We start from the raw sequence: 18,540 nt of genomic DNA, 5'->3' as shown, positions 1-18,540 counted from the left end.
CGATGGGCGATGCGTCGCGCCCGCACGAGCGCTCCCGGACCACCTGGCCACGAGCCCTGCGGCAGGCGAGAAGAACGCCCGTGCCGCTGGATGCCCTCGGGCCCGGCGAGAAGGGCCTCGCCGCGAGTTCTGCAGCCGCGCGCCCTCCGCGCGGCGAAGCTGTCCGAGCGCCGAGGTCCTTCTCGCCGGGCCCGAGGGCGGACGATCACGACGCCGCGAGCAGCGCCTCCACCTCCGGCCTCGTGGCCAGGTGGTCCGAGAACGCGCTGGCAGACCCCGTCGCGAGCGCCATGCGGAAGGCGGCCTCGTAGCTGCCGGTCTCCATCAGGCCCGCGAGGAACCCGGCGACGGAGGAGTCGCCCGCCCCCACGGAGTTGACCACGGTGCCCTTGGCGGCCGGGCTCTGGAAGACCTCGCCCGTCTCGGCCACGAGCACGCCGCCCTCCCCCGCCATCGAGACGAGCACGTTAGCGGCGCCCATCTCCTGGAGCTCCTTGGCGTACGGCACGACCTCGTCGCGCGTGCGCAGCGTCACGCCGAAGATGTCCCCGAGCTCGTGGTTGTTGGGCTTCACGAGGAAGGGGCAGTACGGCAGCACGCGCGTGAGCAGGTCGCGCTCGGCGTCCACGACGGTCCGCACGCCGCGGCCCTGGAGACGCTCCATGATGCGCTCGTACATGTCGTGCGGCAGCGCGGCGGGCACGGAGCCCGAGATGACGAGCGTGTCGCCCTCGCCGAGGGCGTCGACCTTGGAGAAGAGCGCCTCGACGTCCCGGGCGGTGATGACGGGCCCCTGGCCGTTGAGCTCGGTCTCCTCGTTGCTCTTGACCTTGGCGTTGATGCGCGTCATGCCCTCCGCCACGCGGATGAAGTCGGTCTCGACGCCCGCCTCGGTACACAGGCGGCAGAGCTCGTCGCCCGTGAAGCCCGCCACGAAGCCGAGCGCGCGGCTCGCGTGCCCGAGGTTGCCGAGCACGATGGAGACGTTCACGCCCTTTCCGCCGGGCAGGATCTTCTCGTAGGTGGTGCGGTTGATGACGCCCAGGCGCATGTCGTCCACGCGGACGATGTAGTCGAGCGACGGGTTGAACGTGACGGTGCAGATCATCGGGCTACCTCCACAACGTTATCGAAGCTCCGGTACTTCTCGGGGACGTCCCCGCAGGTGACGATCGTGGCGGAGTCGAAGGCGCCGAACCCCACGAGGCTCGTGTTGTCGAACTTCGTGGCGTCCGCGAGCACGTAGCGGCGCGCCGTGCGCTCCATCGTGAGCTGCTTGATCAGCGCCTCGTTGCTCTCCGGCGAGGTGAATCCGTGCTCGGGGGTGATGCCGTTAACGCCCCAGAATCCGATCGTGAAGTGGTAGCGCGAGAGCGCGGCGATGGTATCCGGCCCCACGAGCGACTCCGTGGCGCTCTTGAGCTCGCCGCCGAGCACCGTGACGCGGAAGCCGCGCGCGGCGAGCTTCATGGCGTGGGAGAGCGAGTCCGTGACGTAGCGCGCGTCACGCTCGACGAGATGCCCGATGAGCTCCTCCACGGTGGAGCCGGCGTCGAGGTAGACGAGGTCGTCCGGCCCCACGAGCGTGGCCGCGTAGGCGCAGACGGCGCGCTTCTCCTCGGCGTGCAGGCCGTGGCGCTCCTCGAGCGTGAGGTCGCGCGTGAGGTGGGCGGACTCGAGCGTGGTGGCGCCGCCGTGGACCTTGACCAGGCGATGGGCCTGGTCGAGCTTGTCCAGGTCGCGGCGGATGGTGGACTCGGAGATGTCCAGGGCCGAGGCCAGCTCCGCCACGGTGGCGGTCCCCTGCCTGCGGACCATCTCCACGATGCGCGCGTGGCGCTCCTCTGCCAGCATGGCTACTCCTCCTCGGGATAGGTGACGCCCCAGTCGGCGCGCAGGCGCGTCATGAGGTCCATCACGTCGGACGCGGTGTCGATGAGGGCAGCGGCCCGGGCGTCGCCCGCGACGGCGCGCTCGAGGTCGGCCATCTCGTAGCAGAGGGCATAGCCCTCGACGCCGGCGCGCACGGCCTCGCGGTGGCCGTCGGCGGTCCATACGATCGTCGCGGCATCCGCGCGCGGGTACTCCGTCACCTCCACGTAGCAGCGGTCGAAGGAGATGACCGCGCGCTTGGGCTGCTTAGAGTGGAGCGTGAGCGAGATGACGCCGAGCTGGCCCTCGGCGTTGCGGCAGACGATGCCGCCCGCCTCGTCCACGCCCGTGGAGGCGAGGTTGCCGAGCGATACCACCTCCTCGGGCTGGCTCGCCATGAAGAGGCGCATGATGCTGAGCGCGTAGACCCCGATGTCGAGCATCGCGCCGCCGGCGAGCCCCCGGTTGTAGAAGCGGTTGGTGAGGTCGCCGTACTCCTTGTAGGAGCCAAAGCTGACCTGCGCGAGGTTCATGCGGCCGAACTCCCCCGCGTCCGCGCGGCGGCGCAGCTCGCGGTAGAGTGGCATGTGCAGGATCGTGGTGGCGTCCATGAGCACGACGCCGTTTGCCGCGGCGAGGGCGCGGGCCTCGGCGAGCTCGGCGGAGTTGAGGGTGATGGACTTCTCGCAGAGCACGTGCTTGCCCGCGGCGAGCGCGCCGCGCAGGTAGCGGATGTGCGTGTTGTGCGGCGTGGTGACGTAGACGGCGTCGACGTCCGGGTCCGCGTAGAGGTCCTCGGCCGTGTCGTAGACGCGCTCCACGTGGTGCTTCTCGGCAAAGGCGACGGCCTTCTCGCGCGTGCGATTGGCAACGCCGCGCAGGTGGCGGCCGGCGAGCGCGAGCGAGGTCGCCATCTGGTTGGCGATGACGCCGCAGCCGATCACGGCCCAGCGGAGCTCGGGCGCGGTGAAGACGTCGTCGGGGAACGGGCGGCTCTCGACGGCGGCGAAGGCCGCGGACGCGGCGGCTGCCGAGTCGAGCGGCGCGTTCTTCTCGGTGTCTGGCATGGGTCTCCTCCGTTCTGGTCCTGCTCTGTGATTTTCATTTTTACGCAATTTCTTCCATTTGTGTGCAATTCTACGCATTCTAGCGGTAAGCGGTATGACATTGTCCACGAACGGTCATAAGTTCGCATTTCTGAGCATTTTCACGCATGCTTGGATGACCCGCGGCGTCAGCAGGCACCGCGCGGGGCGAGAAGAACGCGCGAGCTCGGATATCCGGACATCCGCGGTTACGCATGACAAACTTGGAACTACCCGACGCGTAAGCTCAGAAAAGGGGTCAGATTGGCGGCAAAACCCAGGCTACGCGTTCTCGCGCGAACGCGGAATCGGGAGTTTGCGAACATCGCGGGCTGCGCATGCTGGCCCCGCACGGCTCGGCCGCCGACTCGGCGGCAGGCTCAGATGCCCGCATGGCGAGAAGAACGGGAACGCCGACAAAGAAAGCGGGCCCCGGACGAGTCCGGGGCCCGCGTCGGCCCGGAGCGATGGTGCTCTCTCCCCTACTCGATCGCGGCGCGGAACCAGCTGGTGAGCGAGGTGGGGTGCGTGATGCCGGTGCCCACGACGACGGCCCAGGCTCCCGCGTCGATGGCGGTCTTGGCGTCGGCCGGGGTGTGAACGTGGCCCTCGCAGATGATCGGGTAGTCGGGGAACTCCGAGGTCGCCTGCTTGAGCAGCGGCACGTCAGGGCCGTCCTCGAGCGTGGTGTCGATGGCGGCCTTGTTGTGCGAGAGCGTCGTGGAGACGAGGTCGCAGCCGCAGGCGACGGCGCGGCGGATGTCCTCGATGGTCATGCAGTCGGCCATGATGAGGACGTCGCTCTGGGAGCGGATGGCCTCGACGGTCTCCTCGAAGGTGCGGCCGTCCGGGCGCGGGCGGTCGGTGGCGTCGAGGGCCACCACGTCGGCACCGGCGTTCACGCACGCCATGGCGTGGCGCAGCGTGGGCGTGATGTAGACGCCCTCGTGGCCCTCCTTCCACAGGCCGATGACGGGGATCTCCACGCGGCCCTTGATGGCGGCGATGTCGGAGAGTCCCTGGCAGCGGATGGCGGCGGCGCCGCCGAGCTCGCAGGCGCGCGACATCTGGGCCATGGTCTCGGGGTGGCGCAGCGGCTCGCCGGGATAGGCCTGGACGGAGACGATGAGCTTCCCCTTGAGGGACTGGACGAGCGGTGAGATGGGCATGGTTCCTCCTCCGGGCGTGCAAAAGGGACAGTCACTTTTGCACGACTGACCGTTAGCAGGGGGGGCGTGCAAAAGTGACTGTCCCTTTTGCACGCCCCGCGGGGCTAGTCGGAGATCTCGGCGTAGCCGGACTGCACGAAGTTCTCCGCGGCGCCGACCAGCGGCGCGTCGCCGCCGAGCTCGCCGCCCACGATGGGCGTGGTGGCAACGGGCGGCATGGCCTGGCCCTTGAAGGCCTCGGCCATGGCATCGGACCAGTCGGGGCCGCACTGCGCGACGGAGCCGGAGAGGATCACGACGTCAGGGTCGAGCATGTTGCACATGCTGCCCAGGACCTCGCCCAGGGCGCGGCCCGCGCGGGCCTCGGCGGCCTTGGCGGCCTTGTCGCCCGCGGCGGCGCGGCGGTCGATCTCAGCTCCGTCTATCGGCGTGCCGTCAGGGAGCGCCTCGTCCCCGCCCAAGCGGACGTACTCGGCGATGATGCCCGGACCCGCGGCGATGGGCTCGAGATGGCCCGTCGCCCCGCAGCTGCACGGCACCCCCGCGGCCGCCGGGCAGCAGACGTGCCCGATGTGGCCGGCCTCGTCATGGGCGCCGAGCATGATCTTGCCCCACTCGACGAAGGCGCCGCCAATGCCGGTGCCGACCGCCGCGACGAGGCAGCTCTTCTTGTCGCGGCCGCCGCCCCAGCGCGCCTCGCCCAGGGCATGGGCGTGGACGTCGTTGAGGACGCGGCACGGCAGGCCGGTCGCGGCGGTGACCTCGGCGCCGAGGTGGGTGCCGCCCCAGCCGGGCATGAGCTCGTTGGCAAAGGTGATGTCGCCGTTGCGCGGGTTCACCACGCCCGCCGAGGAGATGCCGACGCCCACGGGGGGCTCGTCGGCGCGCCCGATGGCGGCCTTCACCTGGGCGAGCACCGTGGCGAGCACGTGCTCGCCGCCCTTCATGGCATCCGTGGGGACCTTCTCGACCTTGGAGATCGCGGGCGCGTCGCCACCGAGGGTGACGAGACCGCAGGCGATCTTGGTGCCGCCGATGTCGACGGCAATGATGGTCTGGCTCATGGCTCTCCCCCCTAGCCCTCGAGAAGCCCGGTGTCCACGAGGACCTTCCTGATGGCCTCGACGTTGTCGCCCTCGAGGGCCTTGACCGGGCGCGGCATGGTGTTGGAGTCAAAGACGCCGAGGAGCCAGAGCGCGGTCTTGAAGGCGCCCACGCCGCCGGCATAGCCCTGCACGCCGGAGGTGACGTCGAAGATGTGGGAGATCTCGTTCAGGCGGTCCTGCTCGGCCTTGACCGTGGCCCAGTCGCCGGCCTGCGCGGCCTTCCACATGCGGACGTAGCCTTCGGGCTCGACGTTGGCAAGGCCCGGGACGGAGCCGTCGGCGCCGGAGAGGTACGCGCCGTCGACCACGATCTCGTGACCGGTGAGCAGCGAGAGCGGGTGACCGGCCTTCTCGTTCTCCTGGCAGAGGTAGCGGAATGAGATGTCGTCGCCGGAGGAGTCCTTGACGCCGGCGAGCACGCCCTCCTTGCCGAGCTTGACAAGCAGCGGCCACGGGAGCTTGGTGTGCACGCACACGGGAATGTCATAGGCGAAGATGGGCAGGTCGAGCTCCTCGTGGAGGATGCGGAAGTGCTCCTCGACCTCGGCCATGCCACCGAGGGCGTAGAACGGGGCGGTGGCCACGAGGGCGTCGGCGCCAAGCTCCTGGGCGACCTTGCCGTGCTCGATGACGCGCTCGGTCTCGGTGTCGATGATGCCCACGAGCACGGGCACGCGGTGGTCGACGATGCGGACGGCCTCGGAGATGATCTGGCGGCGGCGCGCGTCAGTGGAGAAGACGACCTCGCCAGAGGAGCCGAGGAAGAAGAGGCCGTCGACGCCTGCGTCGATCATGCGGTCGATGAGGCGCTCGAAGGAGGGAACGTCGAGCTCGTGGTCGGGGGTGTCGGGGACGACGACGGGAGGGACGACGCCCGTGATCTTAAGGTCTGCCATGCTGGTCCTTTCTTGTGTGGGGCGGGACGCTCCGCCCCGTGCGGGACAGGGGGCTCAGATGCTAGGGCAGAAGCGACGAGAGGAACGCGCCACTCGCCGATTCGCAAAGCGGGCGCGCCCGAAGGCGCGCCCGCCGCAGGGCCTTGGGGACTACTGACCGAGGTTGGGGTGCAGCAGCGACGGGGCCGCGCCGAGAAGCGTCTTGGTGTACGCGTCGTGCGGGTCCTCGAAGATCTGCCGTGCCGGGCCCTCCTCCATGATCTGGCCGTGGTTCATGACGACGATGCGGTCGGAGATGTAGCGCTCCGTCTGGATGTCGTGGCTGATGAAGACCATGGCCAGGCCGAGCTCCTTCTTGAGGTCCGTGAGCAGGTTCAGAATCTGCGCGCGGACGGAGACGTCGAGGGCCGACGTGGGCTCGTCGGCGATGATGACGTCCGGCTGGAGGGAGAGGGCGCGGGCGATGGCGACGCGCTGGCGCTGGCCTCCGGAGAGCTGGCCCGGGAGGGCATACATCGCCGAGGACGGCAGGCCGACGATGCCGAGCAGCTCGTTGATGCGCGCCTCGCGCTCGTCGTCGGAGCCGACCTTGTGGACGATCAGCGGGTCCAGCAGCTGGTCGTGGACGGACATGCGCGGGTTCAGGGCCGTGGCCGGGTTCTGGAAGACGACGGAGACCACGCGGCCGATCTTCTTGCGGAGCTCGGCGGTGCGCTTGGTGACGTCGTCGCCCTTGAAGTAGACCCGGCCGTCCGTGGGCGACTGCAGGCCGCACATGACGTTAGCGGTCGTGGACTTGCCGCAGCCGGACTCTCCCACGATGCCGATTGTCTCGCCCGGCATGAGCTTGAGCGTGAGGCCGTTCACGGCGTGCACGAGGTTGGGGTGGAAGAGCGAGCCCGTGCGGGACTTGAACGTGACCGAGATGTTATCCAGGAAGATGATGGGGGTCTGCCCAGAGGTCTTGTCCGCCATCTACCTCACCTCCAGTCGAGAGACGAGACCGTTCTTCGCGAGCTCCTCGTCAGGGATCTCCGATACGAGGTGATGGGCGGCTCCGGGAACGGGCTTGAGGATGGGATGGACGTCGAGGCCGACCGTGGGGTGGCTCGAGCGCGGGGCGAAGCGGTCGCCCTTGGGGAAGTCCGCGGGACTCGGGACGGAGCCGGGAACCTGGTGCAGGCGGCTGCCGTCGTGCGCCTCGATCGAGAGGACGGCGCCGAGCAGGCCCTGCGTGTACTCGTGGATCGGGTTGGTGAGGAGCTCCTTGGTGGGGGCGGACTCGATGACCTGGCCGGCGTACATGACCGTGATCTCGGAGGCGACCTCGGCCACGAGCGCGAGGTCGTGGGACACGAAGATCATGGCGAAGCCGAGCTGCTTCTGGAGGTCGTTCAGCAGCTTGATGACCTGCTTCTGGACCGTGACGTCGAGCGCCGTGGTGGGCTCGTCGCAGATGACGAGCGAGGGGTTCCTCGTGAGGGCCATGGCGATGATGACGCGCTGGCACTGGCCGCCGGAAAGCTCGTGCGGGTAGCTCTCGAGCGTGCGCTTGGGGTCGAGGCCGACGAGTTCGAGGAGCTCCTCGGCGCTGCGGGTGCCGCCACGGCTCGTGAGCTGCTTCATCTGGGCGGAGATGAGCATCGACGGGTTGAGCGAGGACAGGGAGTCCTGGTAGACCATCGCAAGCTCGTGGCCCAGCAGCTTGCGGTGCTCCTCCTTGGAGAGCTTGAGCAGGTCCTTGCCCTTGTAGAGGATCTGGCCCTGGATGCGGGCGCTGTCGGGCAGGAGGTTCATGATGGTCTTGGTGGTGATGGACTTGCCGCAGCCGGACTCGCCGACGAGAGCCATGCACTGGCCCGGGCGCACGTCGAAGGAGACGTTGTCCACCACGTGGACGTCACCGTGGCGCGGGAACCCGATCGAGAGGTTCTTGACCTGGAGGATCGGCTCCACGGAGTAGTCGGGGACGCGGCGGTCGGTGCGCGCGAGCTCGACCTCGCGGAGCGCCCCGAGACGGCGGGCGAGGGAGTCGGCCTGCTCCTTGTAGGCGCGGACCGGGTCGGCGACGAGGAGGTCGGCCTCGCGGCGGCTCTCGGCGTTCTCGTTGCTCACGGGCGCGGACGGGGCGGCGGCCATCGCATCGGTCAGGCCCTCGGAGAGGATGTTGAGGGCGAGGCACGTGACCATGATCGCGATGCCCGGGAAGAGCGCCTGCCACCAGCGGCCAAGCAGGACGCCGTCACGCGCGGACGAGAGGATGTTGCCCCACGTGGGCGTGGGCTCGGCGATGCCGGCGCCGATGAAGGTGAGCGACGCCTCGAAGATGATGGCGTCGGCGACGAGCGTGACCGTGAAGACCATGATCGGCGCGATGCAGTTGCGCAGGACGTGCCTCATGAGAATCCACGGGGCGCGGGCTCCGGAGACGATGACCGCGCGGACGTAGTCCTCGCCGTACTCAGACACCACGTTGGCGCGGACGATGCGCGCGATCTGCGGCGTGTACATGAAGCCGATGGAGAAGATGATGGCCGGGACGGAGTTGCCCAGGATGAGCACCAGGATGGCGGCGAGCGCGATGCCGGGGATCGACATGATGACGTCGAGCACGCGCATGATGACCTCTGAGACCGCCTTGCGCGCGACCGCGGCGACGGCGCCGATGATCGAGCCGAGGACGAGCGCGAACAGCGTCGCGCCAAAGCCGATCACGAGCGAGTACTGGCCGCCGTAGAGCATGCGGGAGAGGATGTCGCGTCCGGTGTTGTCCGTGCCGAAGACGTGCTCCGCCGAGGGCGGCTGGTAGGCCATGCCGATCTCGAGCGGGTCATGCGGGGCGATGACCGGCGCCAGGATGGCGGAGAGCGCGACCAGTATGAGGAGGACGAGAGAGATCTTGCTCGAGATGCTCATCTTCTTGAGGCCGCCGAGCTTGAGGCCCTTGGAGGCGGCGCTCTCGAGCTTCTCGGTCTGCTTTTCCCTGATCTTAGTCATGTGGCCTACACCGTCCTAATGCGCGGGTTGATCAGCAGGTAGAGCATGTCAACCACGATGTTGATGATGACGAAGGCCAGAGCCACGACCACGACGACGCCCTGAACGAGCATGATCTCGCCGCCGGTGATGCCCTGCTGGATGAGCGTGCCCATGCCGGGGAGCGCGAAGATGACCTCGATGACCACGGCGCCGCCCATGAGGTAGCCAATCTTGAGGCCGAGCGTGGTGATCGGGGTGATGAGCGCGTTGCGCAGCACGTTCTTCGCGATGACCACGTTCTCGGGGATGCCGCTGCCGCGGGCCGTCTGAACATAGTCCTTGTCGAGCTCCTCGACCATCGCGGTGCGCACGATGCGCGTCATCTGGCCGATGACCGGGAACGCCAGCGCGATGGCGGGCATGATCATGCGGCCGAAGTAGCCGGCGGGGTTGGCGAAGAGGTCGGGAAGCGCGCCCGAGGACGGGAAGACGCGCGTGAGGCCGCCCAGCGTGACCGCGAGGATGAGCAGGACCGCAAGCCAGAAGGACGGCGTCGCGATTCCTGCGATGGATATCACTCGTATCACCTGGTCCGGCCACTTGTCCCTATAGAGCGCCGAAACGACGCCAAGCGTGAACGAGAAGATCGCAGCGAGAAGCAGGCCGAAGAACGTGAGCTGCATCGTGATGGGCAGCGCCGAGGCGATGGCCGTGGCCACCGGGGTCTGGCGGCTGCCGTAGGTGCCGAGGTCGCCCTGGCAGAGGCCGGCGATGTAGTCCACGTAGCGGACGGGCCACGGGTCGTTCATTCCATGCTCGTCCATGTACTCCTCGACGGCCTCCGGGGACGCGCCCTCGCCGAGGACGGTGCGCGCCGGGATGGAGGGGTCGGTGAAGGACATGAGGAAGAACACGAGCAGGGTGACGCCCAGGGCCATGATCGGCAGCGCGATGAGACGCCGGCCGATGAGGCGCAGAAGGTTGTTCATACCCTCTCCTCTCTCTATGCCTTTGGTGAGCAGAGGGGCCCGAGCTCATCCGCGCCCGGGCCCCTCGAACGTCCTTATGCCCCCACCCTTCCGTGGGGAGAGGCCTTCGGAAGAGGCTACGCGCTCACGGTCTTGCAGCCGATGAAGTTCATGCCCGTGGTACCGATGCCCTCGAAGCCCTCGATGGCGATGCCGCTGGGGCTGGTGGCGGCGTCGGCCCAGGACGCGGTCACGGTCTGGACGTGGATGAGCGGGTACAGGACGCAGTTGTCGGCGATGAGGTCGTAGACCTGCTTCCAGGTGGCCTGCTGCTCGTCGCCGGACTGGCCGAGGGCCGCGGTCATGAGCTCGCGAATCTGGGCGAACTCAGCGGAGGAGCCCCAGCCGGTGCGGGTCTGCTGCCAGACGTTGTCGCCGTACCACCAGTTGAGGAGCAGGTCGGGGTCGGCGCCCCAGCAGGACGGGTCGCCGGGGGCGATCAGGATGTCGAAGTTGTCGGAGCCCCCGTCGATGGCCGCGTAGGTGGCCGCCGAGGTGTCGGTGGTGACGGTGGCGTTGAAGCCGAGGGCGGCGAGGTCCTGCTGGGCCTGGATGCCCATCTGCTCGGCCTGCGTGTTGTCCGTCGTGCGGATCACGAGGTCGCCCGGCGTCACGCCGGCGTCGCTCAGCATGCTCTTGGCCTTCTCCTGATCGTAGGTGTAGACCGTCGCGGCCTCCTGGTAGTTGGGGAAGTCGACCGGGATGTAGGACGAGGCCGCCGCGGCGAGGCCGCTGAAGATGTTCTCGATCATCTGGTCGGTGTTGAGGGCGTACATGATGGCCTGACGGGCGGCCTTGTTGTCCCACGGCGCCTTCGTGGTGTTGAACATGATGAAGCGGGTGCCGAAGCCCTGGACCTTGTCGACCTTGCAGCCCGCGGACTCGATCATGTCGATGGCGTCGGCGGTGACGGACTCCATGACGAGCGTGGTCCCCTGCTGCTGGGCGGTCATGCGCGCGGTGGCGTCGACGAGGATGTCGTAGTGCAGGCCGGCGTCCTCGGCGGGATAGGAGCCGTTGTAGTTGGGGTTCGGGACGAGGTCGACGGTGTTGTCCGTGATGGCGTCATACATCCAGGGGCCGGAGCCGACGGGCTGGCTCGAGAGCTCGTCGTCGGTGGTGCCGGCGGGGAAGACGCGGACGAGCGCCAGGCGCTCCTTGAGCAGCGAGAAGTTGGCGATGGCCGTGGTCACGGTGATGGTGGTGTCATCGGTGGCCTCGAGCGCGTCGATCGGGGCGAGGAACGCGGAGTAGGTGGCGTCGGCCTTGGTGCGGTCGAAGGACTCGACGATGTCGGCGGTGGTCACGGGGTTGCCGTTGGAGAACGCGGCGCCCTCGCGGACGGAGATGGTGAAGTGGGTCTCGTCGACCTGCTCCGGGTCGCCGGTGGCGAGCTCGGGGAAGGTGGAGTAGTCGTGCGGGTCGGTGCCGTAGAGGCCCTCGAGGACGTGCCAGTTGGAGCCCAGGCAGAAGGCCGAGGAGGTCTTCGTGGGGTTGTACTCGGAGGGCGCGTACGCGGAGCCCGCGGAGATGGTGTTGCCGCCGGTGGCGGAGGCATCGCCCTGGGTGTCGTCGGTCGTGGTGGTGTCCCCGCCGCCGCTGCAGGCCGCCAGGCCGAGAGCGCCGGCCGCCGCCGCCCCGCCGAGGAACGTGCGACGCGACACGGCGCTGTTCATGAGCTTCTTCATGTTCTCTCCCTTTCCTCCTGCGGCCGCCCCGTCTTGGGCAGCCGTCCCTTTGCCTTTCAACACTACGAAATGCGGGCGTAATCTTCCTGAAGCAAACGGCCGACGGTGCGTTTTGGTACCCCAGACGGTAATCCTTCCGTAAGCTTATTGTGTATTGGTATTCTGGTTGGACCCTATTTCGCTTCTGTTTTCTATGCGATAAGATCCAATCAACTTCAAACAAATAGCTGGTGAATCAATTATTTCGACCTGATTCATGAATGACAGCCAAAGGTTCTTCTCGCCAACTGGCATCACAATGTAGAACCACTTGTATCATGCGCGAAGCGGTATCGATTCCATATCATATGCGCGCCATCGCCCGCCCCCACCCCGCCCCGGGCCGGACTTCGCCGCGACGCACTCAGTTCCGGAAGTACGCATCGGACACCACTCAGTTCCGGTTCTGAGCGCCCGCCCGCACTCAGTTCCGGAAATGAGCGTCAGCCTCGGGTGCGTGAGCCATGATTCCGCGGGCCGAGGTCCTTCTCGCCGTCTCGTCGGGCGCCGGGTGGCACTCAGATGCGGAACTGAGCATCCACCCGCGCTCAGTTCCGGAAATGAGTGGGGAACGCGCGCGCAAGAGTCACGATTCCGCGGGCCGAGGGCCCTCTCGCCGCGGCGACGCGTCCCATGGCGCACTCAGATGCGGAACTGGGTGGGGGCCCGCGCTCAGTTCCGGAAATGAGTACCCGCCCGCACTCAGTTCCGGAATTGAGCGTCCGTCGCGGTTGCGTGAGCCATGATTCCGCAGGCCGCGGTACTTCTCGCCACGGCGTTGCGCCCCATGGCGCACTCAGTTCCGGAAATGAGCGTCAGTCGCGGGCGCGAGGACCACGGCTCCGCAGGCCGTAGTTCTTCTCGCCGCGGCAACGCGTCCCGTGACGCGCTCAGATGCGGAACTGCGTGTCGGGCGATGCCCGACGTGGCGCGGCACCCGGGTGCGGGGAGGCGTCGCGAGAAGGACCGGGCGGCAGGAGGGCTAGTCCGCTCCCGCCCCGGAGCCCTCGAGCCCGTCCCTCTCGTCCCAGGCGCGCAGCGCCTGCCAGACGGCAGTGGCCACCTCGGCGGGGATGCCGGGGGTCGCGGCGAGCTCCTCCACCGTTGCCCCGCGCATCCTCCTGATCGAGCCGAAGCGGCGCATGAGCGCCCGCTTGCGCTTGGGGCCCACGCCGGGGACGTCATCGATCACCGAGCGCGTCATGGCCTTGTCGCGCAGCTCGCGGTGGAAGGTGATGGCGAAGCGGTGGGACTCGTCGCGCACCTGCTTGATGAGGTAGAGCGAGGGCGACCCGGAGGGCAGCACGACGGGCGTCTCGTCCCAGGGGACGAAGATCTCCTCGTCGGACTTGGCGAGCCCGCAGACCGGGATGTCGAGCCCGAGCTCGGCGAGCTGCTCCATGGCGGCCGTGAGCTGTGGCTTGCCGCCGTCCACGACGAGCAGGTCGGGGCGGCTGCCAAAGCGCTCGTCGGCCATGCGCTCCGGGGAGTAGCGCCTGCCCAGGACCTCTGACATGGAGACGAAGTCGTTGGCCTCGGTGAGCGGGGTCTGGATCTTGAAGCGGCGGTACTGGGACTTGTCCGGGCGGCCGTTGGTGAAGACCACCATCGAGGCCACGGTGAAGTGGCCGTGAAGCGTCGAGATGTCGAAGCACTCGATGCGCATCGGGGGCGCGTCGAGGGCGAGCGCGCTCTCGAGCTGCAGGAGCGCCTTGTTCGTGCGGTCGTCGGCGTAGCCGGTGCGCACCATGTAGCGCATGAGCGCGTGCCGGGCGTTCGCGGAGGCCATGTCGAGCAGGCGGCGCTTCTCGCCGCGCTGCGGTCGCCTCAGGCGCACGGAGTGCCCGCGCTTCTCGGCGAGCCACCCCTCGATGAGCTCCGCGTCCTCGAGCTCCGCAGGCAGGTCCACCTCGGCGGGCACGTCGGCCGTCTCGTCGTAGTAGCGCTTGAGGAAGCCGGAGACGAGCTCCTCCTCCCCCGTGTCGAGGCCCTTGTCGAGCACGAACTCGACGGAGCGAACGGTGCGGCCCTCCCGCACGGCGAAGACGCACGCGCAGCTGATGGTCTCCTCGCGGTAGAAGCCGATGAGGTCCGCGTTCACGCCGGACGAGAACACCACCTGCTGGCGGTCGTCGAGCGCGTCGAGCCCGTCGAGGCGCGCCTTGAGGCGGCCGGCGCGCTCGAAGTCGAGGTCAGCCGCCGCCTCGCGCATCTGCTCGGTGAGCTCCCCCACCACCTGCGAGCGGTTGCCCCTCAGGAAGTTCTCCACCTGGCGCACGTGGCGGGCATACTCCACGGTATCGATCATGCCGGCGCAGACGCCGGGGCCGCGCCCCACGTGATAGTCGAAGCAGGGGCGGCACCGCTCGGCGAGCATGAGGTTGGCGACCGAGGCCTGCTCGGGGCACTTCTCGAGCAGGCGGCGGGCGCGCTTCCACTCGACGCAGGTGGCCATGCAGATGGGGATCACCTTGCGCAGGGTGTCGATGGTCTCGCGGGCGGCGCGCGCGTCGGTGTAGGGGCCGAAGTAGCGCGTCCCCTTGCGGTGCCTCTCGCGCGTGTACTTGATGGCCGGAAAGACGTCGGACTCGGTGATGGCGATGTAGGGGTAGGACTTGTCGTCCTTGAAGTCGACGTTGAAGTAGGGGTGGTACTGAGCGATGAGGTTGCGCTCGAGCACGAGCGCCTCGTGCTCGGAGCCCACCACGACGTAGTCGAAGGAGCGCACGACCTGCATCATGAGCGGGATCTTCTCGCGGTCGTCCTGCAGCGTCACGTACTGGCGCATGCGGGCGCGCAGGTTCTTGGCCTTTCCCACGTAGACGACCTCGCCCTTGCCGTCCTTCCAGAGGTAGCAGCCGGGGTCCGTGGGGACCAGGGCGACCTGCTCGGCGAGCGTGGGCTCGCCCACGGCTACTCCCGCCCGCCGCGCAGGCGGTCGCGCACGTCGCGCACGCCCACGAGCGTGCGGTAGAACGCCCTCTTGAGCGGCAGGTCGCGGTCGGGGGCCACGGAGCGCACGCCGTCCTTGGCGAACTTCGTCTTGAACTCGTTGAGGCCCATGATCGAGGGGGAGAACTCGCTGCCGATGCCCATGAGGTCGTATTCCTCAAGCCCGCGCGAGCCCAGCTCGCAGCACTCGAAGTACACGAGCTTGTCGGTCACGTGCAGGCGCATGGTGTCGCTGCGCGAGGCTCCGTAGTAGCGCGTGGCGCGGTTGCCCGAGATGGTCACGATGGACCACGTGACCACCCGGCCCTCGTGACGCCCGGCGAAGACCCGGCAGTGCTCGGGCCCGAGGATGCGAATCATGTCCTCGTAGTCGGAGATGGCGGCCGGGGTGAAGCCGTCGCGCTCTCCGGTCTCGCGCATGACGTCGTAGTACTCCTCGAAGGAGGCGAGGGCGAGCTCCGTCTCGTCCGCGCAGGTCGCGGGGCTCTCGCGCAGGGCCTTGCGGACGTCGCGGCGGCCGCGCGGCTTCATGCGGGAGAGGATGGCCTCGTCGCCGCCGGTGAGGTCGATGACCACCGTGGTGTCGTAGGGCACCGTGGAGAGGCAGGGGCTCGTCTCGGGCAGCTCGTTGGCCACGGCGAGGCGGGCGAAGACCTGCCTCTTGTCCCGCGCGCGCACGTAGTCGGCGAGTGCGGAGAGGGCGGCGGACTCCTGCTCGGCCGAGGGCGCCTCGGCCCAGACCGGGGCGTGATGGCCGCGCAGGTAGCGGTAGCCGTGGGTCTCGTACTGCTGGAACGAGGCCACGGCAAGCGTGCGGCCGCCCTCCTCGAGCGCGACGCAGCCCCAGTGGGAGCGGCCGGGGATCGTGGACTCGTAGTCCTGCCAGACGCCGAGCTGCTCGACCGGCGGATTGGGGTCGACCCCCGTCAGTGCCTGCTCGTACTCCTCGCGCGTAAGCTCTCTCACCTGCATCTGGCGACGCTCCGTTCCCCGGTCCGTTTACTCCCCATCATCCTAACCCAGCCTTCGCGACCGGGCGTGCCCGGCGGCCCGACTCCGCGAAACCCCCAGCGGCCGCCACCGGCGCCAGGCCCCGCCTAGCGGCGCCTGCCGAGGTAGCGCTCGAACTTCTCGTGCTGGCGCGCGGAGCGCAGGTGCGCCCAGAACCGGTGGGCGATCGTGTCGGGCGCGTAGTCGAAAGGCGACGCGGCCCTTCCCTCGCGGATGAGTCCGAGGGCGCGCTCGCGCAGGCCGTCGTCGGAGACGAAGTCGCGGACCACGCGCGCGGGCACGAGGGTGTAGAGCGTGTCGCGGTATGCCTCCTCGTAGGGAAGCTCGCGGCCGAGCACGTAGTCCTCCACGATGAGGCGGGCGAAGTTCACCCCGCCGAGCGCCATGTACCAGGTGTTGGCGCCGGGTCGCACGTTCACCTCGAAGAACTTGTAGGTGCCGTCGCGCTCGTCGTACTTCGCGTCGAAGTTGGCGAAGCCCCGGTAGCCCACGCGCTCGCAGAAGCGGCGCGCGTCCTCGACGAGCTGGTCGCACCGCTCGAGCAGGATGCACACGGGGTTGCCGATGCGGGCCGGCGAGTGATCCTGGAGCACGACGCGCCCGCCCGAGACCGCAACCAGGCGGCCCGAGGCGTCGGAGTAGGTGGTGAGCGAGCGGATGGCGTCATCCTCGCCGGGGACGAAGTCCTGCACCACGAGCTCGCGGTCGTAGCCCGCGTCGCGGAGCAGGCCGAAGATGCGCGTGAGGTCGGCGGGGTCGTGCACCTCGTACACCTTCTCCTTGCCCGGGAAGTCCATGAGGTCGTAGCGGGCCGAGTTGGAGGGCTTGGCCACGAGCGGGTACGGGAGCTCCCTCGGGTCGAGTGGCAGCTCGCCGCGCGCGCAGTCGAACGACCACGTCTTGGGGTACGCCATGCCGAGCTCCTCGCAGAGCTCGTAGAACCGGCCCTTCTGCGTGATGTCGTCGAGCAGGGCGAAGTCGTTGTACGGCACGACGAACCACTGCTCGAGCTCCTCCTTGTGGCGCGAGATGATCCGCACGTGCCAGTCGGCGCTGCCGAGCAGCAGGGCGACCCTCCCCTCGCCCGAAAGGCGCGCGCCGAGGTCGCGCAGAAGCGCCACGATCGCGTCCTCGCCCTCGGACATGGCGGGCTCGACGTGGTAGTCGACGAAGCGGCTCGAGGATGTCACCTTGACGTCCACGCCGGAGTAGACCGTCGTGATGACGCCGTAGGCCTCGTGGAAGCAGCGCGCGTACGAGTACGCGAGGATGTCCCCGCCGAGCACGATGGGCGTGAGGCGGCCTGCGAGCTCCTCTTCTGTGATGCGATCCATGTCAGAACCTCCTGGGGATGAGCTGGCGAGAAGAACGGTGGGAGAGCAGCGGCGGGCACGGCGTAGGTCGCGCGGGGCGCGACGTCGGGCAAGCCCGCCCGGTAATAACGCGCATAATTCGACAAGCGCGAAAAACCTATCTGGGAATATAGATTATGGCACCAGATTTTGCGCGTTAATCGGCGAGCCCTCCAATCGCGGCGCGGACGGCGCCGGCGGCCCGGCGGGCGCCCGAGGCGCCGACGTCGGCGGGAAGGGCCGCGCAGGTGGCGACGAGCCGCTCGTGGACCGGAAGGCCGGAGCGGTCCGCGGGGACGCGGAACGCGGCGGCGTCGAGGACGCCCGGTCCGAGCTCGGGACGGTACCACGCCTCCGCGAAGAGCCCGGCGGCGCAGACCCCCGCGACGACGCGATCCGCCGCGCCCGTGTCCGGCGCGAGGAGCGGGTAGCGCAGGAGCGGCTGTGAGGGGCCCTCGAGGGCGGCGGGGAGCGCGTCGGCCCCGTCGACGCCGGCAAGCGCCGCGCGGTACGCCTCGACCGTCTCGCGCCGCAGGGCCTCGGCCTCGTCGAGGCCGGCGAGCGCGGCGAGGGCGCGCTCGCACACCCACGCGGAGGCGCGGACCGGCCCGCGCGCGGGGGCGCCCCGGCGCTCCTCCTCGCTCACGGCCGGCTCCATCGCGCCGGAGGAGACGAGCGCGCGGCGCAGGGGCGCGGAGACGCCTGCGGGCAGGTGCGCGAGGACGCGGTTCTCGGTGCGGTAGCGCCGGGCAAGGGCATCCAGGCGCGCGGGCGGCGCCGGAAGCGCGGCGAGGGCGTCGCGGACGGCGCGCGCGAGCTCGGGGAGCGGGCTCGCGGGGTTCACCCACACGGCGCCGCCGAAGTGCGTGGGCAGGATCTTCTCGACGCCGAACGAGTGGACCGAGACGTCCGCGACGGGCTCCCCCGACGCGTCTCTCGCCATGCGGCAGACGCAGTGGGCGCTGTCCTCGACGACGAGGGCCCCCGCGGCGTGGGCGCGCCGGGAGAGCTCCTCGGACTCGGCGTCATCGACGATGCCGTAGGTGTGCTGGAGCATCACGGCGCGCGTGCCGGCGGGCGGGTCGAGCCGCTCCGGGTCGAGCGAGGCCGTGCGGGCGGAGACGTCACGGTAGACGGGGGCGAGTCCGGCGGCCACGATGGGGACGACGGCCGTGAGGCAGGTGAAGAGCTGCGTCACGGCCGAGCCCTCCCCCGTCGCGGGGCGCAGCGCTGCGAGGGCGGCCTGCATGCCGTAGCGGGCCTTGAAGACGCAGAACCAGTCCTCGGGCCTCGTGCCGGTGCGCTCCGCGAGCGCGCGGGCGAGGGCGTCCTCTGCGGGGATGCGGGCCATGGGGGCTCCTTT

The 18,540-nt window shown here is 69.0% G+C and carries 14 protein-coding genes; all 14 read right to left on the bottom strand.

The genetic code is table 11. The features are described 5' to 3' along the window. Nucleotides 1–205: 205 nt before the first annotated feature. The 14 genes from pfkB to BQ7391_RS06615 all read right to left on the bottom strand — a co-directional run bounded on the left by pfkB (nt 206) and on the right by BQ7391_RS06615 (nt 18,528). On the bottom strand, nt 206–1,108 hold the full coding sequence (gene pfkB, locus BQ7391_RS06680) for a 1-phosphofructokinase (protein ID WP_075279893.1): 903 nt from the start codon (nt 1,106–1,108) through the stop codon (nt 206–208). Further along, on the bottom strand, nt 1,105–1,854 hold the full coding sequence (locus BQ7391_RS06675; RefSeq protein WP_075279892.1) for a DeoR/GlpR family DNA-binding transcription regulator: 750 nt from the start codon (nt 1,852–1,854) through the stop codon (nt 1,105–1,107). Before BQ7391_RS06675 ends, pfkB begins: the two co-directional genes overlap by 4 nt. Nucleotides 1,855–1,856: 2 nt before the next feature. Then, nucleotides 1,857–2,939 (bottom strand): Gfo/Idh/MocA family protein, encoded by a 1,083-nt coding sequence (locus BQ7391_RS06670; protein WP_083662138.1) that lies wholly within the window; start codon nt 2,937–2,939, stop codon nt 1,857–1,859. 500 nt (nt 2,940–3,439) lie between these two features. After that, a complete protein-coding gene (locus tag BQ7391_RS06665; RefSeq protein ID WP_075279891.1) occupies nt 3,440–4,126 on the bottom strand; it encodes an N-acetylmannosamine-6-phosphate 2-epimerase in 687 nt (228 codons plus the stop codon). Nucleotides 4,127–4,230: 104 nt separating this feature from the next. Next, entirely contained in the window at nt 4,231–5,190 is a 960-nt protein-coding gene (locus BQ7391_RS06660) for an ROK family protein (RefSeq protein ID WP_075279890.1), read from the bottom strand. An 11-nt stretch (nt 5,191–5,201) separates the two neighbouring features. Beyond that, on the bottom strand, nt 5,202–6,128 hold the full coding sequence (locus BQ7391_RS06655) for a dihydrodipicolinate synthase family protein (RefSeq protein ID WP_075279889.1): 927 nt from the start codon (nt 6,126–6,128) through the stop codon (nt 5,202–5,204). Nucleotides 6,129–6,278: 150 nt separating this feature from the next. Further along, a complete protein-coding gene (locus tag BQ7391_RS06650; RefSeq protein WP_075279888.1) occupies nt 6,279–7,103 on the bottom strand; it encodes an ABC transporter ATP-binding protein in 825 nt (274 codons plus the stop codon). Further along, nucleotides 7,104–9,125 (bottom strand): dipeptide/oligopeptide/nickel ABC transporter permease/ATP-binding protein, encoded by a 2,022-nt coding sequence (locus tag BQ7391_RS06645; protein ID WP_075279887.1) that lies wholly within the window; start codon nt 9,123–9,125, stop codon nt 7,104–7,106. It lies immediately after the preceding gene. 5 nt (nt 9,126–9,130) lie between these two features. Further along, entirely contained in the window at nt 9,131–10,096 is a 966-nt protein-coding gene (locus BQ7391_RS06640; RefSeq protein ID WP_075279886.1) for an ABC transporter permease, read from the bottom strand. 116 nt (nt 10,097–10,212) lie between these two features. Further along, on the bottom strand, nt 10,213–11,823 hold the full coding sequence (locus BQ7391_RS06635; protein ID WP_075279885.1) for an ABC transporter substrate-binding protein: 1,611 nt from the start codon (nt 11,821–11,823) through the stop codon (nt 10,213–10,215). A gap of 1,021 nt (nt 11,824–12,844) precedes the next feature. Further along, entirely contained in the window at nt 12,845–14,773 is a 1,929-nt protein-coding gene (uvrC, locus tag BQ7391_RS06630) for an excinuclease ABC subunit UvrC (RefSeq protein WP_075279884.1), read from the bottom strand. Nucleotides 14,774–14,775: 2 nt separating this feature from the next. Beyond that, nucleotides 14,776–15,786: a lipid II:glycine glycyltransferase FemX gene (locus BQ7391_RS06625; protein ID WP_075279883.1), complete on the bottom strand. Its 1,011-nt coding sequence runs from the start codon at nt 15,784–15,786 to the stop codon at nt 14,776–14,778. Between the two features lie 125 nt (nt 15,787–15,911). Beyond that, nucleotides 15,912–17,159 (bottom strand): carboxylate--amine ligase, encoded by a 1,248-nt coding sequence (locus BQ7391_RS06620; protein WP_075279882.1) that lies wholly within the window; start codon nt 17,157–17,159, stop codon nt 15,912–15,914. A gap of 175 nt (nt 17,160–17,334) precedes the next feature. After that, on the bottom strand, nt 17,335–18,528 hold the full coding sequence (locus tag BQ7391_RS06615) for a DegT/DnrJ/EryC1/StrS family aminotransferase (RefSeq protein ID WP_075279881.1): 1,194 nt from the start codon (nt 18,526–18,528) through the stop codon (nt 17,335–17,337). Nucleotides 18,529–18,540 lie beyond the last annotated feature (12 nt).

The organism is Thermophilibacter provencensis (assembly GCF_900128445.1).
Taxonomy (GTDB): domain Bacteria; phylum Actinomycetota; class Coriobacteriia; order Coriobacteriales; family Atopobiaceae; genus Thermophilibacter; species Thermophilibacter provencensis.
Note: the sequence above shows the minus strand (reverse complement) of the source record. Positions and strands in the feature narration are given on the sequence as shown.